This is a genomic window from Arthrobacter mobilis (genome assembly GCF_012395835.1).
Classification (GTDB): domain Bacteria; phylum Actinomycetota; class Actinomycetes; order Actinomycetales; family Micrococcaceae; genus Crystallibacter; species Crystallibacter mobilis.
The window spans coordinates 451,695-472,946 of record NZ_JAAZSQ010000001.1 but is presented as its reverse complement, the minus strand read 5'-3'; the positions used below and the strand labels follow the sequence as shown (position 1 = coordinate 472,946).

18 protein-coding genes and 1 pseudogene are annotated in these 21,252 nt (G+C 71.4%); 13 read left to right on the top strand and 6 right to left on the bottom strand.

Going from position 1 to position 21,252, the window contains the following annotated elements; genetic code table 11:
* Window positions 1–155 precede the first annotated feature (155 nt).
* On the top strand, window positions 156–422 hold the full coding sequence (locus HGG74_RS02200) for a GlsB/YeaQ/YmgE family stress response membrane protein (RefSeq protein WP_168484681.1): 267 nt from the start codon (window positions 156–158) through the stop codon (window positions 420–422).
* A gap of 77 nt (window positions 423–499) precedes the next feature.
* Here the strand turns inward: HGG74_RS02200 and HGG74_RS02195 are convergent, their stop codons facing one another.
* Window positions 500–1,900: an MFS transporter gene (locus tag HGG74_RS02195; RefSeq protein ID WP_168484680.1), complete on the bottom strand. Its 1,401-nt coding sequence runs from the start codon at window positions 1,898–1,900 to the stop codon at window positions 500–502.
* A 162-nt stretch (window positions 1,901–2,062) separates the two neighbouring features.
* Here HGG74_RS02195 and HGG74_RS02190 point away from each other — a divergent pair, with 162 nt between their 5' ends.
* Genes HGG74_RS02190 through HGG74_RS02180 form a run of 3 tightly spaced genes read left to right on the top strand, consistent with a single transcriptional unit; the run spans window position 2,063 to window position 5,372 of the window.
* Complete coding sequence (locus HGG74_RS02190) at window positions 2,063–2,359, top strand: hypothetical protein (RefSeq protein ID WP_168484679.1); 297 nt, start codon at window positions 2,063–2,065, stop codon at window positions 2,357–2,359.
* Between the two features lie 5 nt (window positions 2,360–2,364).
* The gene (locus HGG74_RS02185) at window positions 2,365–4,773 is read left to right on the top strand and encodes a Tex family protein (RefSeq protein ID WP_312856703.1); all 2,409 of its coding nucleotides are present in this window, start codon (window positions 2,365–2,367) and stop codon (window positions 4,771–4,773) included.
* A 14-nt stretch (window positions 4,774–4,787) separates the two neighbouring features.
* On the top strand, window positions 4,788–5,372 hold the full coding sequence (locus HGG74_RS02180; RefSeq protein WP_168484678.1) for a hypothetical protein: 585 nt from the start codon (window positions 4,788–4,790) through the stop codon (window positions 5,370–5,372).
* Between the two features lie 11 nt (window positions 5,373–5,383).
* Here the strand turns inward: HGG74_RS02180 and HGG74_RS02175 are convergent, their stop codons facing one another.
* The gene (locus tag HGG74_RS02175; RefSeq protein WP_168484756.1) at window positions 5,384–6,262 is read right to left on the bottom strand and encodes a response regulator transcription factor; all 879 of its coding nucleotides are present in this window, start codon (window positions 6,260–6,262) and stop codon (window positions 5,384–5,386) included.
* A gap of 138 nt (window positions 6,263–6,400) precedes the next feature.
* Complete coding sequence (locus HGG74_RS02170; RefSeq protein WP_168484677.1) at window positions 6,401–7,804, bottom strand: NAD(P)H-quinone dehydrogenase; 1,404 nt, start codon at window positions 7,802–7,804, stop codon at window positions 6,401–6,403.
* Between the two features lie 108 nt (window positions 7,805–7,912).
* On the opposite strand from HGG74_RS02170, the gene HGG74_RS02165 reads away from it, so the two are divergent.
* A complete protein-coding gene (locus tag HGG74_RS02165) occupies window positions 7,913–8,713 on the top strand; it encodes a purine-nucleoside phosphorylase (protein ID WP_168484676.1) in 801 nt (266 codons plus the stop codon).
* 73 nt (window positions 8,714–8,786) lie between these two features.
* Window positions 8,787–10,559: a phospho-sugar mutase gene (locus HGG74_RS02160; protein WP_168484675.1), complete on the top strand. Its 1,773-nt coding sequence runs from the start codon at window positions 8,787–8,789 to the stop codon at window positions 10,557–10,559.
* 179 nt (window positions 10,560–10,738) lie between these two features.
* Here HGG74_RS02160 and HGG74_RS02155 read toward each other — a convergent pair whose 3' ends face one another.
* Together HGG74_RS02155 and nirD are read right to left on the bottom strand one after the other, a co-directional pair.
* Entirely contained in the window at window positions 10,739–11,650 is a 912-nt protein-coding gene (locus HGG74_RS02155; protein ID WP_312856702.1) for a sirohydrochlorin chelatase, read from the bottom strand.
* Complete coding sequence (gene nirD, locus HGG74_RS02150) at window positions 11,647–12,039, bottom strand: nitrite reductase small subunit NirD (RefSeq protein WP_168484674.1); 393 nt, start codon at window positions 12,037–12,039, stop codon at window positions 11,647–11,649. Before nirD ends, HGG74_RS02155 begins: the two co-directional genes overlap by 4 nt.
* Window positions 12,040–12,329: 290 nt before the next feature.
* Here nirD and nirB point away from each other — a divergent pair, with 290 nt between their 5' ends.
* From nirB to HGG74_RS02125, 5 genes are all read left to right on the top strand, one after another.
* Window positions 12,330–15,080: a nitrite reductase large subunit NirB gene (gene nirB / locus HGG74_RS02145; RefSeq protein WP_168484673.1), complete on the top strand. Its 2,751-nt coding sequence runs from the start codon at window positions 12,330–12,332 to the stop codon at window positions 15,078–15,080.
* 24 nt (window positions 15,081–15,104) lie between these two features.
* Window positions 15,105–16,130: a uroporphyrinogen-III C-methyltransferase gene (cobA, locus tag HGG74_RS02140; RefSeq protein WP_168484672.1), complete on the top strand. Its 1,026-nt coding sequence runs from the start codon at window positions 15,105–15,107 to the stop codon at window positions 16,128–16,130.
* The gene (locus tag HGG74_RS02135) at window positions 16,127–17,284 is read left to right on the top strand and encodes a uroporphyrinogen-III synthase (protein WP_168484671.1); all 1,158 of its coding nucleotides are present in this window, start codon (window positions 16,127–16,129) and stop codon (window positions 17,282–17,284) included. Before cobA ends, HGG74_RS02135 begins: the two co-directional genes overlap by 4 nt.
* Before the next feature lie 122 nt (window positions 17,285–17,406).
* Entirely contained in the window at window positions 17,407–18,078 is a 672-nt protein-coding gene (gene deoC, locus HGG74_RS02130; protein WP_312856701.1) for a deoxyribose-phosphate aldolase, read from the top strand.
* Between the two features lie 46 nt (window positions 18,079–18,124).
* A complete protein-coding gene (locus tag HGG74_RS02125; protein WP_168484670.1) occupies window positions 18,125–18,352 on the top strand; it encodes a DUF2207 domain-containing protein in 228 nt (75 codons plus the stop codon).
* A gap of 81 nt (window positions 18,353–18,433) precedes the next feature.
* Here the strand turns inward: HGG74_RS02125 and HGG74_RS02120 are convergent, their stop codons facing one another.
* On the bottom strand, window positions 18,434–19,210 hold the full coding sequence (locus tag HGG74_RS02120; RefSeq protein ID WP_312856700.1) for a response regulator transcription factor: 777 nt from the start codon (window positions 19,208–19,210) through the stop codon (window positions 18,434–18,436).
* Window positions 19,211–19,418: 208 nt separating this feature from the next.
* On the opposite strand from HGG74_RS02120, the gene HGG74_RS02115 reads away from it, so the two are divergent.
* Together HGG74_RS02115 and HGG74_RS22085 are read left to right on the top strand one after the other, a co-directional pair.
* The gene (locus HGG74_RS02115) at window positions 19,419–20,717 is read left to right on the top strand and encodes a sensor histidine kinase (protein ID WP_168484669.1); all 1,299 of its coding nucleotides are present in this window, start codon (window positions 19,419–19,421) and stop codon (window positions 20,715–20,717) included.
* Window positions 20,707–21,090, top strand: a pseudogene (locus tag HGG74_RS22085) (VanZ family protein); the annotation flags it as partial. The gene HGG74_RS02115 and the pseudogene HGG74_RS22085, both read left to right, overlap by 11 nt.
* Window positions 21,091–21,252 lie beyond the last annotated feature (162 nt).

The following is a 21,252-nucleotide window of genomic DNA, read 5'->3' as shown; positions in this document are numbered from 1 at the left end:
ACCGGGTCTTAACCTCAGCGACCGGTTCCGAGACTGGCGGATACGCGCTTGGTAAGTATGCTTAGTGGTACCGGCTGGTCCGTGAGCGATCGTGCGAGGAGGAAGTATCAGGCACCTGCCGGCGAACTACGGTCATCGAAAAGGAGATGCGCATCATGGGTATCATTGCTTTTCTCATTCTCGGACTCATCGCAGGCGCCATTGCCAAGCTCATCATTCCCGGCGACCAGCCCGGGGGCTGGCTGTCCACCTTGGTCCTGGGCGTCGTCGGCGCCCTGCTGGGCGGCTGGATAGGCAGCGCCGTGTTCGGTGTCGGCCTGGAGGAATTCTGGAGCATCCAGACCTGGCTCGTCGCCATTGTCGGGGCGGTCATCGTCCTGCTGATCTGGGGCTTCTTCACCCGCAGCCGCCGGACCGTCTGACTCCGGCCGGCAGAGACACCGGAAGGGCGGCACCCGCAGGTGCCGCCCTTCCGTGTGCCGTCCGGCTGCAGAAAACGTCAGGCCACGTTGTTCTCGTAGTCCCTGTCGCGGGTCTCCGCGGTCAGGAACAGCGCCACCAGGGTCAGCACCGCGCCGAGGGCCAGGTACACGCCGACCCACACGGTGCTGCCGCCGCCGGCCTGCCACAGCGCAATCGCCACGAAGGAAGCCGGGGCCGCGCCGATCACCGAGGAGAGGTTGTAGGCGACGGCCGAGCCGGTGTAGCGCACGTTCGCGGGGAAGAGCTCGGGCAGGATCGCAGCCATCGGGCCGAAGGTCAGGCCCATCAGGGCGAAGCCGATAATCAGGCCGGTCATGGCCGCGGCCTGGCCCGGGCCGAACATGAGGGTCCAGGCGGCGCCGAAGACCAGGATGCCCAGCGTCACCCAGATCAGGAACTTGCGCCGGCCGAACTTCTCCGCCAGCGGGCCGGAGACCACGGTGAAGATGCCGAAGAAGACGACGCCGATGATCAGCATGGTCAGGAACTCGGGGCGGTCGATGCCCAGGCCCGGGACGAAGCTGGCCGGGTTGAATTCCTTGCCCTTGGCCGCGGCAGCAGCAGCGGCCTGCTCCACGGTGGCCGGGGCGGTGCCGTAGGTCAGCGTGAACGAGGTCATCAGGTAGAAGAGCACGTAGGTGGCGAGCATGATGAAGGTGCCGGCCAGCACCGGGCGCCAGTGGTTGCGCATGGTGGCCCGGAACGGGGACTTCTCGACCTTGTCCTGCTCCACAACCTTCTGGAAGGACACCGACTCGACCAGCTTCAGGCGCACCCACAGGCCCACCGCGACCATGACGGCGGAGAGCACGAACGGCACGCGCCAGCCCCAGGCCATGAACTGCTCGGGGGTCAGGCCCAGCTGCAGGCCCACGAAGATCAGGTTGGCAATGATGAAGCCGATCGGGGCACCGAGCTGCGGGAACGTGCCGTAGATGGCGCGCCGGTTGGCCGGGGCGTTCTCCGTGGCCAGCAGTGCCGCGCCGGACCATTCGCCGCCGAGGGCCAGGCCCTGGGCAAAGCGCAGCAGCACCAGCATCAGCGGTGCCAGCACCACGAAGGCGCCGGTGGCCGGCGGCAGGAAGCCGATCAGGAAGGTGGCGATACCCATGGTCAGCAGCGAGGCGACCAGCGTCCCCTTGCGGCCCAGCTTGTCGCCATAGTGGCCGAAGAGCACGGAACCGACCGGGCGGGCCACGAAGGCGACGCCGAAGATCGCGAACGCGCTGAGGATCGCGTTGATATTGCTCGCGTTCGGGAAGAACAGCGCCGGGAAGACCAGTACGGAGGCGGTCGCGTAGGCGTAGAAGTCGTAGAACTCGATGGTGGTGCCAATGAGGCTGGCGAAGATTACGCGGCCGCGGGTGTTCACCGGAGCGGCCGGTGCACCCGTGGCAAGCGGTGCGGATTTAGGCATAAGGTTCGGCTTTCGCTGTAACCGGAGGCAGGGCGAAGCCCGGCCCGGGGAATGATTGTTACGTCGATTGTAATCTGGGCTATCCGCGATCCGGACATTTGTTCCATTATGTGGACAGTTCTGCTATGGAACGCCACGCGGACTGCATGGAAGGATGGTGCGGTGAGCCATGATTCCCGCGTCACCCGCGAGCCGTACCGCCGCGAGCCCTATGTACGCGCCCGGATCGGCGCCCGGAGCGTGGACGGCAAGGCCATCGCCTGGACGCGCACTGAGGTCCAGGTCAAGTGGGTCGACGGCGACGGGTCCATGCGCACGGCCTGGGTGCCGGCCTCGGCGGTGCGCCGGATCAGCCGCGATGAGTCCGCCTGGCGGGACCCGTACGACGACTACGGCTTCTATTACCCGCACGGCGCGCCGGGGCAGGCACCGGGGAACGGGCCCGATGCGGCAAAATAGATCGGGTGACCGACACTAGCGCCGCCGAAGCACTCAACGCCCGCATCCATGCCCAGCTCGCCGCCGAACTCAGCGTCGCCGCCTGGCAGGTCAAGGCCGCCGTGGAACTGCTCGACGGCGGCGCCACGGTTCCATTCATCGCCCGGTACCGCAAGGAAGCCACCGGCACCCTGGACGATGCGCAGCTGCGCGAACTCCAGGAACGGCTGCGCTACCTGCGCGAGCTCGAAGACCGCCGCCGCGCCATCCTGGAGAGCGTGGCCGGGCAGGGCAAGCTCACCGCCGACCTCGAGGCGGCGATCAAGACGGCCGGCACCAAGGCCCGGCTCGAGGACATCTACCTGCCGTTCAAGTCCACCCGGCGCACCAAGGCCCAGCTGGCCCGCGAAGCCGGCCTCGAGCCGCTGGCCGAGGCGCTGCTGGCCGATCCGCAGCTGGACCCGGAAACCGCCGCCGCCGCCTACCTGAACCCGGACCGCAAGGTTCCCGACGCCGCGGCGGCGCTGGCCGGCGCACGGGCCATCCTGGTCGAGCGCGTCAGCCAGGATCCGGACCTGGTCTCCGACTTGCGCGAACGGCTCTGGACCAAGGGAGTGCTCCGCGCCCGGGTATGCGAGGGCAAGGAGGCCGAGGGCCAGAAGTTCGCCGACTACTTCGATTTCGCCCAGGTCCCCAACGGGCTGCCCTCGCACCGGGTGCTGGCCCTGCTGCGCGGCGAGAAGGAAGGCGTCCTGGACCTGGGCCTGGCCGAGGCCGACCCGGACGACGCCGAGGAACTCAAGGCGGCCCGCGCCGGCTACGAGAACTCCGTGGCCGCCCGGCTCGGCGTGGCCAACCGCGGCCGGCCCGCCGATGCCTGGCTGTACCAGACGGCGCAGCTGGGCTGGCGGCGCATCCTGGTCAAGCTCGCCATCGACCTGCGCGTGCGCCTGTTCGCCGAGGCCGAGGACGAGGCCGTCCGTGTCTTCGCCGCGAACCTGCGCGATGTGCTGCTGGCGGCGCCGGCGGGCAACCGGGCCACGCTGGGCCTGGACCCCGGGCTGCGCACGGGCGTCAAGGTTGCCGTCGTGGACGGCACCGGCAAGGTGGTCGCCACTGACACCATCTACCCGCACGCCCCGGCCCGGAAGTGGGACGAGGCCCTGGCCTCGCTGGCCCGGCTCGTGGACCGGCACGGCGTCGAACTGGTCGCCATCGGCAACGGCACCGCCTCGCGGGAAACCGACAAGCTGGCCTCCGAGCTGATCCGGCTGGTGGGACAGCAACGGAAGCTGCAGAAGCTGGTGGTCTCCGAGGCCGGCGCCTCGGTCTACTCCGCCTCGGCGCTGGCCTCGGCCGAGCTGCCGGAGCTGGATGTGTCGCTGCGCGGGGCCGTGTCCATCGCCCGCCGGCTGCAGGACCCGCTGGCCGAACTGGTGAAGATCGACCCGAAGTCCATCGGCGTCGGCCAGTACCAGCACGACGTCACGGCAGCGAAGCTGGAGCGCTCCCTGGACGCGGTGGTCGAGGACTGTGTCAACGCCGTCGGGGTGGATGTGAACACCGCCTCGCCGTCGCTGCTGGCCCGGGTGGCCGGCGTAGGCCCCCTGCTGAGCGGGAACATCGTCGCCTACCGCAACGCCAACGGCCCGTTCGCCCGGCGCAGCGACCTGAAGAAGGTGCCGCGCCTGGGCGCCAAAGCCTTCGAGCAGTGCGCCGGCTTCCTGCGCATTACCGGCGGCGCCGAGCCGCTGGACGCCTCCAGCGTGCACCCCGAGGCCTACCCGGTGGCCCGGCGGATCCTGGCCGCGGCCGGGGCCGCGGCGGCGGATGTGCGGCAGGGGGTGGGCTCGCTGGCCAGCCTTGATCCGCAGGCCTTCGTCGATGGCACCTTCGGCGTGCCGACCGTGCGTGACATCATGGCCGAGCTGGAAAAGCCCGGCCGCGACCCGCGCCCGAACTTCACCACGGCCTCCTTTTCCGACGGCGTGGAAAAGATCTCCGACCTGGTGCCCGGCATGATCCTCGAGGGCACGGTGACCAATGTCGCCGCCTTCGGGGCCTTCGTCGATGTCGGCGTGCACCAGGACGGGCTGGTGCACATCTCGGCCATGTCGGACAAGTTTGTTGCCGACCCGCACGAGGTGGTCAGGTCCGGCCAGGTGGTCAAGGTCAAGGTCCTGGAGGCCGATCCGGAGCGCAAGCGGATCTCGCTGACCCTGCGCCTGGACGACGACGCCGCGCCGCGGCTGGCCGGCCGCACCCTTGGCGGCAAGTCGGGCGCGCCCCGGGAAAACACTCCGGCCCGGCCGGGCCCGGCAGCGGCCCGCGGCCAGGCGCGCGGCAGCCGTCCCGCCCGCTCCGGCCAGCGCAGCCAGCCGCCGGCCGATACCGCCATGGCCGAGGCCCTGCGGCGGGCCGGCCTGGGCAAGTAGCGGAACCTGCGCAGATGCTTCCGTTCGAAACCGAGGACGAGTTCCTGACCGTCAGCTACATCGCCAGCGACATGGCCGAGGCCGGCGGCGGCGAACCGGACGTGGCCCTGGTCCAGGGCTGGTGGTCGCGGCTCTCGCGCTCGGACCTGACCGCCCCGGCCGAGGGGCTGGCGAGCACCGAGTTCTGCGTCGTCCACCCCACGGACCCGCAGGCTGCCCTGGAGGCGATGTCCGAGGACTACGCCATCGCCTCCATCGCGGCCACCGAAGCCATCGGCGAGCACGGCGTGCTGCGCGGCCGCGAGGTGCACCGGCTGATCGCCTTCGCGGATATCAAGGTGGCCCCGATTGCCGAAGGCACCGGCCTGGAACTGGTCCTGATCGACCGGATCCTGGCCCGGTTCTCCGCCGGGATCGATACCTGGGCGGTGATCTTCAACATGGACCCGGAACTGCTGGACTCCCCCGGGGACGGGCAGTGGCCGGATACTCAGCAGATCGCCGCGCCGGTTCCGCCGTCGTTCACCGAAATGCCCACCCGTGCACTGGGCCGGACCCTGGTCTGGAACAGCCAGGGCAAGCACCTGCCGGCCCGGTAGCGGTCCCCCGGTCAGCCCTGCCGGGGGGCCAGGCAGTAGCCGACGCCGCCGACGGTCTTGATCCAGCGCGGCAGCACCGGGTCTTCGCCGAGCTTGCGCCGGAGGTTGGCCATGTGCACGTCGATGGTGCGCACGTTCACCGCGCTGCCGTAGGCCCCGCCGTCGTAGGAATCCACCTTGACCCGCCGGGCCAGCTCCGCAGTGGTCCGGACTACCCGGCCTCCTTCCATCAGCGCGTCCAGCAGGTCGAACTCGGTGCGGGTCAGGTCCACCGTGGTGCCGCCGATGGTGGCCCGCCGGCTGCGCCGGTTGATGGTCAGGCCGTTGTGTTCCAGCACCCCGTCCTGCTGCCCGGCAGCTGCTCCCGGCGCCCCGGCCGCCTCGGGCGGCAGCGTCCGGCCGCCGGCCTCCCCTGCCGCGGGCACCGTCCCCGCCGCGGGCACCGCTCCTGCCGGCCTGGCGGGACCAGCTGCGGCCGGAACCGGGGCAGTACCTTGGCCGGGTGCCTCCGGCTGTCCGTTCCGGGGACGGCGCAGCATGGCCGTCACCCGTGCCCGGAGCTCGCGCGGCCTGAACGGCTTGGTCAGGTAGTCATCCGCGCCGGACTCGAGCCCCAGCAGGGTGTCCAGTTCCTCCGCGCGGGCGGTGAGCATGATGATGTACGCGTCGCTGAACTGCCGCACCTGCCGGGCCACCTCGAACCCGTCGATGTCGGGCAGGCTCAGGTCCAGCGTGATGATGGCCGGGTTGCGCTCGCGCACCGCGGCAAGGCCTGCCGCGCCGGTGGGCGCGGTGTGGACCTCGAAGCCGGAGCTCGACAGGACCACGGACACCAGGTCGCGGATATCCGCGTCATCCTCCACCACCACGGCAACCCGCTGGCCGGCCATTAATTCCCCCATCATGGCAATACGCTGGACACGCTAGCTGAGCACCGGTGAACCCCTCAACGATTCACCAGCCTGAATACTTCGCATTCTAGCGCGGGGAGATGCCCGAACCGGTGCAGCCCGCCGTGCCGCCGGCGGCTAAAGGTGCACGTGCAGGCGCCGGGCGGCCTCGGAGATGGAACCGGTCAGGGACGGGTAGACGGTGAAGGTGTTGGCGACGTCGTCCACATGCAGCTTCTGGGTGACGGCAATGGCGATCGGGAAGATCAGTTCGGAGGCCCGCGGAGCCACCACCACGCCGCCGATCACCGTGCCCGAGCCGCGGCGCGCGATGATCTTCACGAAGCCTTCGGTCACGTTCATCATCTTGGCCCGCGGGTTGGTGGTCAGGGACAGCTTGATGATGTCGCCCTGGTACTTGCCGGCCGCGACTTCCTCCTCGGTCACGCCCACCGTGGCGATCTCGGGGCTGGTGAAGATGTTGGAGGCGACCCGCTTCAGCTTCAGCGGGGTGACCTTGTCCCCGAGCAGGTGCGCCACCGCAATGCGTCCCTGCATGGCGGCCACCGAGGCCAGGGCGAGCACGCCGGTGCAGTCGCCGGCGGCATAGATGTTCGGCGCCGTGGTGCGCGAGACGCCGTCGACCTTGATGTGCCCGCTCTCGGCCACTGCCACCCCGGCCTTCTCCAGGCCGATGCCGGCGGTGTTGGGGATGGACCCGACCGCCACTAGGCAGTGCGAGCCGTCCACGGTCCGTCCGTCCGAGAGGGTCACCCGCACGCCGCCGGCGGTGCGGTCCACGGCCTCGGCCCGCGACTTGGACAGCACGGTCATGCCGCTGCGGGCGAAGACATCCTCGAGCACCTGGGCCGCGTCCGCGTCCTCCCCCGGCAGCACCCGGTCGCGGGAGGAGACCAGGGTGACCCGGGTCCCGAGCATGCGGTAGGCGGAGGCGAACTCGGCGCCCGTGACGCCCGAGCCGATCACGATCAGGTGCTCGGGCACCTCGGTCATGTTGTAGACCTGGGTCCAGTTGAAGATCCGCTCCCCGTCCGGCTTGGCCGAGGGCAGTTCGCGCGGCGTGGCGCCGGTGGCGACCAGGACGGCGTCGGCCTCCACGGTCTGCTCGCCGTCCTCGGTGGACACGGTCAGCGTGTTGGCATCAACGAAGCGGCCCTGGCCGATGATGATCTTCACTCCGGCGCGTTCGAGCCCGTGGCGGATATCGGCGGACTGGCTTTCGGCCAGCTTGAGCAGGCGCTCGTGGACCGTGCGCATGTCGGCATAGGCCGCCTTGGCCTCGGCGTCGAACCGCACGCCGAGGTCGTGGGCACCGGCCACCCGCCGCATGGCGTCGGCGGTGGCGATCAGGGTCTTGGAGGGTACGACGTCGGTCAGCACCGCGGAGCCGCCCAGTCCCTGGCGTTCGATGACGGTCACCTTGGCCCCGAGCGAATTGGCCACCATGGCGGCTTCGTAGCCGCCGGGGCCTCCACCCAGAATCACAAAACGCGGGGCACTGAAGTCTATTTGTGTCGTCACCTGTTCATTCTGTCGTATGCCGCAAGGCGCCTCAACCCGGCGCACGGCCGGGACGGGCAGGGCCGGCGGTTCTGTCGGCAGCCAGATCCAGCAGGTAGGTTAGGTGCTGTGACTGATGACCCATTCGACCTGGCCGCCGAGGCCGCCGCCTTCATTGCCGCGCAGACCCGAGCCGCCGGCCACGACGTGGCCCTGGTCCTTGGTTCCGGGTGGGGCGGGGCAGCCGGACTGATTGGCGAAACCACGCACTCGCTGCCCGCGGCCGAGGTTCCCGGATTCACTGCCCCCGCCGTCGCCGGCCATGCCGGCACCATCCGCTCCGTGCTCGCCCCGGACGGCAAGCGGGTCCTGGTCCTGGGGGCGCGCACCCATTACTACGAGGGCAGGGGGGTCCGCGCCGTCGTCCACGGCGTGCGGACCGCTGCGGCCGCCGGCTGCCGGACCCTGGTGCTGACCAATGGCTGCGGGGGCCTGGACCCCGCCTGGCCGGCAGGAACCCCGGTGCTGATCAGCGACCACATCAACCTGACGGCAGCCTCCCCGCTGGAGGGTGCCACGTTCGTGGACCTGACGGACCTGTATTCGGCCCGGATCCGGGCGATCGCCCGGGAAGTGGACCCCAGCCTGGACGAGGGCGTCTACGCCCAGTTCGCCGGCCCGCACTACGAAACCCCCGCCGAGGTCCGGTACGCCCGGCGGATCGGCGCCGATTTGGTGGGGATGTCCACCGCGCTGGAAGCGATCGCCGCCCGGCATGCCGGCATGGAGGTTTTCGGCATCTCGCTGGTCACCAACCTGGCCGCCGGCATCAGCCCGGAGCCGCTCAGCCACGAGGAGGTCCTCGCAGCCGGCGCGGCGGCGGGCCCGCGCATTTCCAGGCTGCTGGCCGGAATCATCGCCAAGCTCTAGCGCGCCGCGCCTTCCCCCGGCCCCGTTCCTTCCCGCCGGAGCAGCCGGCACCGACCCACGGCAGGTAGTTTCGATGAGTTCTTCCCCGTTCTCCCCGGTCCCCCTCCCCCGCGAGCAGCTGGCCGCCGCCGAGGCATGGCTGGCCGAAGACCCGGACCCGCAGACCGCCGCCGAACTGCGCGGGCTGCTGGACCGGGCTGCCGAGGACAGCCAGTCCGGAGCCGCCGCGCGGGCCGAACTGGCGGACCGCTTCGCCGGCCCGCTGGCCTTCGGCACGGCCGGGCTGCGGGCCCCCCTCGGCGCCGGTCCGGCCCGGATGAACCGCGTGGTGGTCAGGCGCACGGCCGCCGGACTGGGACGGTTCCTGCTGGACACGGCCGCCGGCAGCTACCGGCCGCGCGTGGTGGTCGGCTTCGACGCCCGGCACAACTCCGAGGTGTTCGCCGCCGAATCCGCGGCGGTCCTGACCGCCCTGGGCGTGCAGACGTTCCTGCTGCCCGCGGCCCTGCCGACGCCGGTGCTTGCCTACGCGGTCCGGTCCCTGGACTGCGACGGCGGCGTGATGGTCACCGCCAGCCACAACCCGCCGCAGGACAACGGCTACAAGGTCTACCTGGGCGGCCGCGCCGTTCCCGGCGACGGCCGCGGCGCGCAGATCGTGCCGCCGTACGACGCCGCCATCGCGGAGCGCATCGACTACGCGCCGGCGCTGGACACCATCCGGCTCGCCGGCTCCGGCTGGGAGGTGCTGCCGGCCTCCGGCCGGCCCGGCTCCGTGGAGGACGCCTACGTGGAGGCGGTGGCCGGGCTGGCCCGGCCGGACGTGTTCCCCCACCGGAGGCTGAAGATCGTGCTCACGCCGCTGCACGGCGTCGGCGGACCCGCGGCCCTGGCCGTGCTGCGCCGGGCGGGCTTCACGGACGTGCACCTGGTCCGGGCCCAGGCGGCGCCGGACCCGGACTTCCCCACCGTGGCCTTCCCCAATCCGGAGGAGCCCGGCGCCCTGGACCTGGCCCTGGCCGCCGCCGGGGAACTGGATGCGGACATCGTGCTGGCCAACGACCCGGACGCGGACCGCCTTGCCGTGGCCCTGAAGGCGCCGGAGACCGGCAAGTGGTCGGTGCTGCGCGGCGACGAGACCGGCGCCCTGCTCGGGGCCCACATGCTGGCCCGGCTGCGGGCCGCCGGCACCGCGGAGGCGGAAGAGCCGGTCTTTGCCAGCTCGGTCGTGTCCTCCCGGCTGCTGGGCAGGATGGCCGGGGCCGCGGGGATCGGGCACGTGCAGACCCTGACCGGTTTCAAGTGGATCGCACGGGTCCCGGGCCTGGAATACGGCTACGAGGAGGCGCTCGGCTACTGCGTGGCCCCGCACCTGGTGGCGGACAAGGACGGGATCTCCGCGGCACTGCTGGTGGCGGAGCTGGCCGCGGATGCCCTGGCGGCAGGCCGGAGCCTGCACGCGGACCTGGACGAGCTGGCGCTGGCCCACGGCATCCACGCCACCGACCAGCTCTCCATCCGGGTGGACAGCCTCGACCTGCTGGACGCGATGATGAAGCGCCTGCGGGACAGCCCGCCGGAGTCCTTCGGCGGCTCGCCGGTGGCCTCCGCCGTCGACCTGTCCGACGGCGCCGCCGGGCTGCCGCCCACCGACGGGTTGCTGTACCTGACCCGGGACGACTCCCGCGTGATCGTCCGTCCCAGCGGCACCGAGCCGAAGCTCAAGTGCTACATCGAGGTGGTCCGTCCGGTCCCGGCGGCCGACCTGCTGGAGCAGGCCCGGGCGGAGGCCGCCGGAACCATCGAGCTGATCCGCGAGGACATCAGCGACGCCCTGGGGCTGTAGCGGGCCGGCCCGCTGCCCGTTCAGCGGCGCCAGCTGCGGTCGTTGGGGAATTCGCCCGCCGGTAGTCCACGAACTCCGCCCCGTCCAGGCGGGACCGTGTCAAGGATCACAGCGGCGTTTCCTGTCCGGCAGAACCGGTTCCTGAAGCACCGCCCCGGATGGGGGCCGGGGTCAAGGAGCTATCCGGCGAACCGGTCCAGGACCAGATCGACCAGTTCCGCTGGCGGCTCCTCCCCGGGCACCAGCAGCGGCGGTGCCACGGCGTCGGCCCCGCAGCCGGCCGCCAGCGAGGCGAAGTAGCCGGGTGCCAGCAGGTAACTGGCCACGACCACCCGGGCCCCGCGGGCCCGGAAGCGGCGCCGGGCGATCCCGGCGCGTTCGGCCGCGACGGCCGCCTTCAGTGCCGGCTGCGCGGCCGAGATAAAGCCTGCGGTGACCGGCCTGCCGATCAGTTCCCCCAGCATCCGGGCTGTCCGCCCGCAGTCCTCCACCGCCCGCGCATCGGTGGAACCGGCGCAGGCCAGGACCACGCGGTCCCGGCGGCGCAGCCCGGCCTCCCGGAGCCGGCGGGCCAGCACCCGCACCAGCCGGATATCCGGCCCCAGGGCAGGGCCGGTGGTGGTGTCCTGCCGCGCCGCGGCAGCATCGGCCAGATCCACATGCACGTGGTAGCCGGCCGAAAGCAGCAGCGGCACGATCCGGGCCGGCCCCTCGAGCCCGGCCAGCACCGCGGGCACGGCAGGTTCCTGGACGTCGACGAAGGCCTCGACGACGTCCAGGTCCGGGCGGCGCGCTGCCACCGCGCGGACCAGCGCGCCGATGGCCGCCTGGCCGGCTGGCGAGGACGTGCCGTGCGCCGCCGCCACCAGGGCCGTGCCGGCTGCGGCCAGGCCGCCCCAGGGCTCGCAGCTGAAGACGCCGGGAACCGGACCCTGCGGGGCCGGCAGCGGAATGCGCCGCCGCCGGAGAGGTGCCGGGGCCTTGAGCGTCGGGCCGGTGCCGGCGGGCCCGTGCAGGTCCAGCATGCCGCCCCAGGGCTCGTTCACCAGCTGCGGGCCTGCGCCTGCCTCCGCCACTGCCGGGGCAGTCATCCGGCCGCCTCTGCGCCGGTTGCCGCATCCAGTCCGACCAGCACCATCCCCTCCTCGAGACGGACCGGGTAGGTGGGCAGGAACAGGTCCGGATTGCCCAGGCACTCGCCGGTGGCCAGCAGGTACACCTCTTTATGCAGCGGCGAAGCGATGGTGGCGCGGGAGCCGGCATTGCCGACAATCCCGCGGGCCATCACGTACGCCCCGGTGGCAGGGTCTCGCTGGTCCGCGGCATACACCTCGGTGGCCGAGAGGCGGAACAGTGCCAGCTGCCGGCCCTGGACCAGGGCTGCCTCGCCCCAGCAGTCCTCAAGGTCCTCCACCCGGCATACGCTGTGCCAGTGGATGTCCGTGGCGGACAGGGTCTCGGGAGAAATCATTACGGTCATGGTGGTCCCCGTTCTGGAAGCGGATCGGATCCTGTCCCAGGAATGCTAGGAAGCCGATGTTTCGCCCGGCTCCGCCCGGCGTAACGCGGACGTAAAACGCGCCTCACCACTGCGCCGGCCGCCGGTGACCGGCCGGGATGTTTCCGGCAGGTTTCCAACTCCCCACCCAAAGACCCGGCAAAACCCAGCCAAATGTCAACAGGAGGAAACAGAAGGGCAATCGGCAGGCAACGGCCGCTTCCTAGGCTGGAGGCCACAGTCCGCACCGTTTCGAATCCGAAAGGCCCGCCATGACCCAGAATTCACCGCGCAGGATTGTCGTCGTCGGCGGCGGCCCCGCCGCCCACCGCTTTGTCGAGGCCATGTGCTCGCGCGGCACCGTGGGGACCGGCCGGTTCACCCTCACCGTGCTGACCGAGGAAGCCCACCTCCCCTATGACCGCGTCGCGCTGAGCAAGGCCCTGACCGACACCGGCGTGGACCTGACCTTGGGCGAGGCCGCGCTCTGGGAGCAGGACGGCGTCACCCTGGTCACCGGGGCCCGCGCGGTGGATATCGACCTCGGAACGCGGGAAGTCGTCACCGAGGCCGGCGGCCGCTTCGGCTACGACGAGCTGGTGCTGGCCACCGGGTCCAATGCGGCAACCCTGCCCATCCCGGGCAACGAGCACACCAGCGTCTACCGCACGCTGGAGGACGTCTGGTCGATCAACCGCAAGGTCGCCGAGCTGACCGCCAGGTACGGCCGCACCATCAACGCCGTCACCATCGGCGGCGGCCTGCTCGGCCTCGAGGCCGCCGCCGGCCTGCAGTCCCTGGGGGCCAACCCGGTGGTGATCGACGGCGGCAAGTGGCTGATGGGCACGCAGCTGGACGAGGGCGCCGGCCAAGCCATGGGCCGGCTGGTCGCGGACAAGGGCCTGGCGGTCCACGGCGGGGTCTTCCCCGCCGCCGTGCTCACCGAACCCGACGCCGGCGGCGCGCGGGTCACCGGCGTCGAAATGGCGGACGGGCGGATCATCGACGCGGACATGGTGGTGGTCTCCATCGGCGTCCGGCCCCGTGACGAACTGGCCCGCGCACTGAACGACCGGGCGAAGGCCGAAGCCGCCGCGGCGGCCGGCATGGCACCTGCGGAGCTGGGCGAGACGGACTTCGTGCCGGTCTTCCGGATGGGCGCCCGCGGCGGCATCGTGATCGACGACACCTGCGCCACCGACGTGGCGCACATCTGGGCAATCGGCGAGGTGGCCAATTTCGGCGGCCTGTGCGTGGGCCTGGTCGCCCCGGCCAACACCATGGCGGAGATCGTGGCGGACCGGCTGCACGGCGGGGATGCGGTCTTCACCGGCTTCGATACGGCCACCAAGCTCAAGCTCTCCGGCGTGGACGTGGCCAGCTTCGGCGACGCCTTCGCCAAGACCCCCGGCGCGCTGGAAATCGTCTACGCCGATCCGGCACGCGGGGTCTACCAGAAGCTGGTGGTCTCCGGCGATGCCAGGACGCTGCTCGGCGGCATCTTCGTCGGCGACGCCGCGCCGTACACCTCGCTGCGCCCGCTGCTGGGCCGCGAACTGCCGGCCGAGCCCGGCGCCTACCTCACCGCGGCCGGCGGCGGCGAGGCGCCCGACACCGAACTGCCCGACGACGCGATCCTGTGCTCCTGCAACAACGTCTCCGCCGGCGCCATCCGCGACGCCGTGAACGGCTGCGGCAGCTGCGAGGGGCAGGACCCGGTCCAGGAGCTGGGCGGGCTCAAGGCCTGCACCCGCGCCGGCACCCAGTGCGGTTCCTGCGTGCCCATGCTCAAGAAGCTGCTGGAAACCGAACTGACCAAGTCCGGAATCACCGTGTCCAAGGCCCTCTGCGAGCACTTCGCCATGTCCCGCGCCGAGCTGTTCGAGGCCGTCCGCGCGCTGGGCCTGGCCAGCGCCGACGAGATCCTGGCCCGGTTCGGCACCCCGGTCCCGGCGCTCCCCGCGGACGGCGCGCACGGCGCCGCCGGGACCCGCGCCCCGCTGGGCTGCGATATCTGCAAGCCGGTGATCGGTTCCATCCTCGCCTCCCAGCACAGCGCCTACCTGCTCGACGGCGGCCGCGGCACGCTGCAGGACACCAATGACCGGGCACTGGCGAACATGCAGAAAAACGGCACGTACTCGGTGGTCCCGCGCATCCCCGGCGGCGAGATCACCCCGGAAAAGCTGGCGGTGATCGCCCGCGTGGCCCAAAAGTACGGTCTCTACACCAAGATCACCGGCGCCCTGCGCATCGACATGTTCGGCGCCCGGCTGGAACAGCTGCCCGACATCTGGAAGGAACTGGTGGAGGCCGGGTTCGAGTCCGGCCACGCCTACGGCAAGGCGCTGCGCAACGTGAAATCCTGCGTCGGCTCGACCTGGTGCCGCTACGGCGTCCAGGACTCGGTAGCCATGGCCATCGGCATGGAGCTGCGCTACCGCGGCCTGCGCTCGCCACACAAGCTCAAGATGGGTGTCTCCGGCTGCGCCCGCGAATGTGCCGAGGCCCGCGGCAAGGACGTCGGCGTGATCGCCACCGCGGACGGCTGGAACCTCTATGTGGGCGGGAACGGCGGCGCGGCACCGGCCCACGCGCAGCTGCTGGCCAAGGACCTGGACGACGAGACGCTCATCCGGTACGTGGACCGCTACCTGATGTACTACATCCGCACGGCCGACCGGCTGCAGCGCACCGCCCACTGGCTGCAGGACCTCGACGGCGGCATCGACCACGTGCGGGAGGTGGTGGTCGACGACAGCCTCGGCATCGCCGCGGACCTCGAAGCGGCCATGGCCCGCCACGTGGACAACTACGAGGATGAATGGGCCGCCACACTGAAGGACCCCGAACGCCTGCGCCGGTTCCGTTCCTTCGTCAACGCGCCGCAGGAACCCGACAGCTCCATCGTCAACGTCAGCGAGCGCGGCATGATCCGGCCCGCCACCGGCGACGAGCTGGCAGCAGCGGGCACCGGCCCGGTGCTGCTGGGCGCCTCGATCCCCCTCCGTTCCACCGACTGACCCGCCGTCCCGAAGGAGTCCCCCATGAACTTCACCGCAGATCTGGCCGGGCTGACCGTCCTGGTCGCCGGCAATGCCGCGGCCGCCCGCCGCGCCGTCCGCCGCTACCGCAGCGCCGGCGCCGTCGTCCGCACGCTCGCCACGCCGGCGGATTTCCGCCCCGGACTGCTCGACGGCGCGGCCCTGGTGGCCGCGGTCGACGACGGCAGCGGCTGGGAGCCGCTGGCCGGGGAATGCCGCCGGCGCGGCGTGCTGCTGGTGCGTGAACAGGCGGCGGCACCCGGCGGGCAGGTCACGCTGGTCGGCGGCGGACCGGGCACCGAGGACCTGCTGACCGCCCAGGCACTGGCGGCCCTGCGGGAGGCGGACGTCGTCTACTACGACCGGCTGGCCCCGCACCGGAACCTGGACCGGCTGGCGCCGGGCGCCAGGCTGGTCGACGTCGGCAAACGCCCCGGGCACCATCCGGTGGGCCAGGCGGACATCGAACAGCTGATGATCGACTCCGCCAAGGCGGGCGAGCACGTGGTACGGCTCAAGGGCGGGGACCCCTTCGTCTTCGGCCGCGGCGGCGAGGAAGTGGCCAGCTGCACCGCGGCCGGCATCCCGGTGACGGTGGTTTCCGGCGTCACCAGCGCCATCGCGGTCCCGGCCGCCGCCGGGATCCCGGTGACCCACCGCGAGGTCAGCCACATGTTCACGGTGGTCTCCGGGCACCAGCCGCTGACCGACACCGAGCACCGGCACCTCGCCGGGCTGGGCGGCACCATCGTGGTGCTCATGGGCGTGGGCACGCTGCCCCAGCTGGCTGCCGGCCTGCGGCGGGCCGGCATGCGCGCGGACATGCCGGTGGCCGTCGTCGAACGCGGCTACAGCGACTCCCAGCGCACCACGGTCTCGGACCTGTCCGGAATTGTCACCGCGGCCGGGGCCGCACGCTGCAAGTCCCCGGCGGTCCTGGTCATCGGCGAGGTGGTCCGCCAGGCAGGCAGCTGCCGGGACCAGGCGGCGCAGCTGGCCGGGCTGGCCGGGCGGCTGGAGGCGGTATGAGCCATCCGGCAAAGCGCAACGACCCGTCGTTCGAGGACGGCGGCATCCCCCGGACAGGTACCGAGACCCTCACCGGCTTCCGGATCGGAGTCACCTCGGACCGGCGTTCCGGGGACCTCATCCAGGCCCTGCAGCGGCGCGGCGCCACGGTCATGCACGCCCCGGTCCTGAAGATCGCACCCGTGGAGCAGGATCATCTGCTCCTGGCCGACACCACCCGGGTGCTGCAGGCGCGTCCGGACATCACCGTCATCACCACCGCCTACGGCATGCGCCGCTGGTTCGAGGCGGCCGACGCCGCCGGGCTCGGGGACCAGTTGACATCGGTGCTGGAGCGGTCGCGGATCTTCGTCCGCGGACCCAAGGCCCGCGGCGCGGTCCGGGCCGCGGGCCTGGACGACGCCGGAACCAGCCCCGACGAGCGCACCAGCACCCTGGTGAACATGCTGCTGGCCGAAGGCGTGGCCGGCCTGGCCATTGCCTTCCAGCAGCACGGCTACACGGACGTGTGCCAGCTGGAGCGGCTGCGGGCCGCCGGCGCCACGGTGCTGCCGGTGACGCCCTACCGCTGGGTCAAGCCGGACGACGCCGGCGAGAAGGTGCGGCGGCTGATCGAGGCCGTCTGCAACCGGCAGCTGGACGTCGTGACCTTCACCAGCGCCCCGGCGGTCGACGCCCTGCTGAGCACCGCGCACGAGGCGGGCCTGCACGAGTGCCTGGTCGAGGCGTTCTCCGCCGGCGTCGTGGCCGCAGCCGTCGGCCCGGTGACGGCCCAGCCCCTGCATGCAGCCGGCATCGAGCCGATCCTGCCCGAGCGCTACCGGATGGGTGCCCTCATCCGGCTGGTGGTCGAGCACATCGGCGGGCACCTGGTCGAACGCTTCGACACCGCCCTGGGCGAAGTCCAGATCCGCGGCCGTACCGTGATCCTCGGCGACCACAGTGCCGACCTGGCCCCGGCGCCGATGACCCTGTTCCGGGTGCTGGCCGCCGCCGGCGGCGCGGTGCTGCCGCGCGAGACCCTGGGGCAGTACCTGCCGGAGGCCACCGCCGAGCACGCGCTGGACATGGCCATCAGCCGGCTGCGCCAGGCGCTGCCGGATCCCCGCCTGGTGGCCACGGTCATCAAGCGCGGCTACCGGCTGAACGTCTAGCGCGCCGGCCGGCACAGCGGCCGGGAGCGGGGCGCATCGCGGGCAGCAGGGTGTGCAAAGATGGAGAACCAAAGCCGAGCCGGCCCACGGCTGGGTCCGGGATCGTCCAGGAAGGAAGCACCGTGTCCGACATCGCCTCGTACATCGACCATACGCTGCTCAAGCCCGAGGCGTCCCGCGAGGACGTCCTCCGGGTCTGCGAGGAGGCGGTCAAGTACGGCTTCGCCTCGGTCTGCGTGAACCCGCTCTGGGCCGCCCTGGTGCACAACACCTTGAAGGGCTCGGGGGTGAAGACCTGCAGTGTGGTCGGCTTCCCGTTCGGTGCCACGCCGACGGACGTGAAGGTCTACGAGGCCCGCGGGGCGAACCTGGACGGGGCGGACGAGATCGACATGGTCATCAATATCGCCGCGGCCCGGGCCAACGACCGCAGCTCGCTCTACATGGACATCGCGGCCGTAGCCGATGCCGTGCACGCCGGCGGCGCGATCCTGAAGGTGATCCTGGAAACCCATTTCCTCACCGACGAGCAGAAGGTCATGGTCTGCGAGGTGGCCGCCGAGGCTGGCGCGGACTTCGTGAAGACCTCCACCGGGTTCCTCGGCGGAGGGGCGACCGTCGAGGACGTCGCACTGCTGCGCAAGGCGGTGGGCCCGGACCTGGGCGTCAAGGCCTCAGGCGGCGTGCGCTCTATCGAGGACGCCCGCGCGATGATCGGGGCCGGCGCAACACGAATTGGGGCCAGCTCATCTGTCGCTATTGTTAACGGTGAGCAGGGCGCCGCGGCCTACTAAGGCCGTTTCCGGAGCCCGACCGACCCGCACTACCGAGGAGTTTTCCATGCCCCGCACCACCCCCCGCACCCATGCCGGCGAAGGCCGCGTGGCCGGCAACGTGATCGTCTTCGCCATTGTGATGGTTCTCTTCCTGGGCTCGATCCTCAGTTTCGGCCTCGAACCGCAGATCGGCGCCATCCCGGCCTTCGCCCTGGGCCTGATCCTCTTCGCCCTGGCCTTCTTCATCCCCAAGCAGATCCTGGGCCGCTCGGACTCGCACGAAACCAAGTAGACCGCGCCGTATCCGGCCACTCCCGGCCCGGCCCGTGCTCCCCGCTTCCGGCCGGGAGCACTGGCCGGGCCGGTTCCCGCTTTAAAGCTGCGGAGCCAGCCGGTAGCCGACGCCGCGGACCGTCTCCAGCCAGCGCGGGGACCGCGGATCATCGCCCAGCTTCCGGCGCAGGTTCCCGATGTGCACCTCGACGGCGCGCTCGTCCGCCTCGCTGACGAAGGCGCCGGTGTCGTAATGCTCATGGCGCAGCCGCCGGACCAGGTCCGGCTTGGTCCTGACCACCCGCCCGCTCTCCATCAGCGCATGCAGCAGGTCGAACTCGGTCCGGGTCAGGTCCACGTCCCGGCCACCCAGCTGCGCCGTGCGCGTGGCCTGGTCCACGGTCAGGCCGTTATGCACCAGCGCACCGGAACTGGTGACGGTGGCAGCGTGCTCGGGCGCGGCAGATCCGGATTCCGCCGCCGGGCCGGCCGGATCGGGTGTGCCATGGCGCGGCCGCCGCAGCATCGCCGCCACCCGGGCGCGCAGTTCACGCGGGCGGAACGGCTTCGTCAGGTAGTCGTCGGCCCCGGCCTCCAGGGCCAGCAGCGTGTCCAGCTCCTCGGCGCGCGCCGACAGCATCACGATGTAGCCGTCGCTGAACTGGCGCACCTGCCGCGCCACTTCGAACCCGTCGAAGTCCGGCAGGCCCAGGTCCAGCGTGATGATGTCCGGCTCGAAGCGCCGGACCGCTTCGACACCGTCGGCGCCGGTGGCCGCGGCGTGGATCTCGAATCCCGATTGCTGCAGCACCGATTCCAGAATGCTCCGGATGTCCCCGTCATCCTCGATGATGACCGCCACACGCTGGCTATTCACGCTGCCCCCCGACTTTGCCTGAAATTAACCGTATTGCCGCATTGATCTTGAGCCGATTCTAGAACTGGTTGGAGCTATAGAGCTGCAGTATACCTGCCGCGTCCGGGCAGATTTTCCGCGCTGCCTATACTGGAGCTCGTTCCGGCGGCGCTTCAGGCGCCCGCCGCGGAGCAGCACACGGTCCCCGGGGGAAGGACGCCGTCACGCCATGCCTGCATCCATCAGGCCTGCCTCCGGCAGGCCCGCCCCGGCAGGTGCCGGCAGGTGGTGGCGCAGCAACGCGCCGCGCCGCCAGGTTCTCCTGGGCCAGCTGCCGCTGGCAGCCGCCGTCGCCACGGTGGCCGCGGCAGCGGCCCTGTTCCACCCGGACCGGCTCGCCAACCCGTTTTTCGCCGGCGGGCTGGTCCTGCTGGCCCTGCTGACCCTTGCCTGCGCCGCGGTTCCCTGGCACCGGCTGCCCGCCGGTTCCTGGTGGATCATCCCCGTGCTCGACTTCGCCGTCGTCGGCCTGCTCCGCCAAGGCAGCTTCGGCGCCCTGTCCGGACTCTACCTGCTGGCGGTCTTCCCGGTGTTCCGGCTGGCCTGGTCGGGCCTGAACGCGGTGGCAGCCTGCCTGGTCAGCGTGGCCGGCACCGCTGCCATCGTCTGGCTGCCCGCGCTCACCACACCAGGGCCGCTGGTGCCCGCGGACCTGGCCGCCCCCGTGGTCGTCCCCGTCGTCATGCTGGCCCTGGCCGTCACGGCGGCGGTTGTCCGCGGAAGCCTCACCGCACGAAATACCGCGCTCGCCGCGCGCGACCGGGAGCTGCGGCAGCTGCTGGCGGAGAGCCGGAAGCACGCCCGTCTGCTCGATGCGGTGCTGGACACGGTCAGCGTCGGTGTGGTCGCTGTCGACGCCGGCGGCCGCAGGACCTTGATGAACTCGCAGCAGCGGCTGTACCACCGGCTGGCCGCCCCGGCAGGGGACGCCGACCCGGATGAGGCGCGCCTGCTGGTGTTCGAAGCGGACCGCCGGACCCCGGTCCCTGTGCCGGAACGGCCGGTGAGCCGCGCCGCGCGCGGTGAATCCTTCCCGGACCGGCTCGTCTGGCTGGGGCCGGAGGGACGGCAGCGGGCGGTGTGCGTCACGGCCCGGGCGATGAAGGCGGACAACCTGCTCTCCAACGCGATCAAATACTCCCCTGCCGGCACGGAGATCGTGGTCACCGCCCGGATGGACCCGGCAGGGGCCACCTTCACGGTCCGGGACCACGGGATCGGCATCACCGCGGAGGACCAGGCCAAGGTCTTCAGCAGGTTCTTCCGGACCAGGGACGTCCGGCAGGCAGCCATCCCCGGAGTCGGGCTGGGACTGGCGATCACCAAGTCCATTGTGGACGCCCACGACGGATACATCAGCTTCGAGAGCCGGCCCGGCCGCGGCACCGCCTTCACCGTGCAACTGCCGGCGGCAGAACCGGCGCGGGCCGCCCCGGCAGTACCCGGGCTGCGGGCCCATGGCGGGTAGCCGGCCGGATTCCGGCCGCCTGCTGGCCGGGGCGCTGGCCGGCCTGTACGGCGCGCTGCTGGCCGCCGTCGTGCTGTGGCCGGTGCCGGTGGACCGGCCGGCCGCCGCTGTCCTGCGGGACCTGCTGGGTACGCTGCACCGGCACGGCCTGCCGGGCTGGGTCGGCTACGGCACCGTCGAAGCAGCGGCCAACGTGCTGCTCTTCCTGCCGTTCGGCCTGCTGGCCGGGGCCCTGCTGCCCCCGCCGCGGCGCTGGCTGGCCGTCGCCGCGGCCGTCCTGCTCTCCGGAGCGGTCGAGCTGGCACAGCACAACTTCCTGCACGACCGCTTCGGCACCATCCAGGACGTGCTGGCCAATACACTGGGGGCGGTCCTGGGGACCGCGGCCGGCTCCCCGCTCCGGAGCCGGCCGCGGAGACGCCCAAGTTGGGCACGGTCCGGGGCTCGGGATAGAGTTTTTCCTGACCTCGGCTGCCGCTTGCCTGGCCTGGCCGGGCGGCGGTCACGCCCTGACACTATGCACTTCGGGAGATAC

What these genes read in the sequence shown, in the direction of transcription:
- HGG74_RS02200 (WP_168484681.1), top strand. Translation starts at nt 156, where the DNA reads ATGGGTATCATTGCTTTTCTCATTCTCGGACTCATCGCAGGCGCCATT.
- HGG74_RS02195 (WP_168484680.1), bottom strand. Translation starts at nt 1,900, where the DNA reads ATGCCTAAATCCGCACCGCTTGCCACGGGTGCACCGGCCGCTCCGGTG.
- HGG74_RS02180 (WP_168484678.1), top strand. Translation starts at nt 4,788, where the DNA reads ATGCTTCCGTTCGAAACCGAGGACGAGTTCCTGACCGTCAGCTACATC.
- HGG74_RS02175 (WP_168484756.1), bottom strand. Translation starts at nt 6,262, where the DNA reads ATGGCCGGCCAGCGGGTTGCCGTGGTGGTGGAGGATGACGCGGATATC.
- HGG74_RS02160 (WP_168484675.1), top strand. Translation starts at nt 8,787, where the DNA reads ATGAGTTCTTCCCCGTTCTCCCCGGTCCCCCTCCCCCGCGAGCAGCTG.
- HGG74_RS02155 (WP_312856702.1), bottom strand. Translation starts at nt 11,650, where the DNA reads ATGACTGCCCCGGCAGTGGCGGAGGCAGGCGCAGGCCCGCAGCTGGTG.
- nirD (WP_168484674.1), bottom strand. Translation starts at nt 12,039, where the DNA reads ATGACCGTAATGATTTCTCCCGAGACCCTGTCCGCCACGGACATCCAC.
- nirB (WP_168484673.1), top strand. Translation starts at nt 12,330, where the DNA reads ATGACCCAGAATTCACCGCGCAGGATTGTCGTCGTCGGCGGCGGCCCC.
- cobA (WP_168484672.1), top strand. Translation starts at nt 15,105, where the DNA reads ATGAACTTCACCGCAGATCTGGCCGGGCTGACCGTCCTGGTCGCCGGC.
- HGG74_RS02135 (WP_168484671.1), top strand. Translation starts at nt 16,127, where the DNA reads ATGAGCCATCCGGCAAAGCGCAACGACCCGTCGTTCGAGGACGGCGGC.
- HGG74_RS02125 (WP_168484670.1), top strand. Translation starts at nt 18,125, where the DNA reads ATGCCCCGCACCACCCCCCGCACCCATGCCGGCGAAGGCCGCGTGGCC.
- HGG74_RS02115 (WP_168484669.1), top strand. Translation starts at nt 19,419, where the DNA reads ATGCCTGCATCCATCAGGCCTGCCTCCGGCAGGCCCGCCCCGGCAGGT.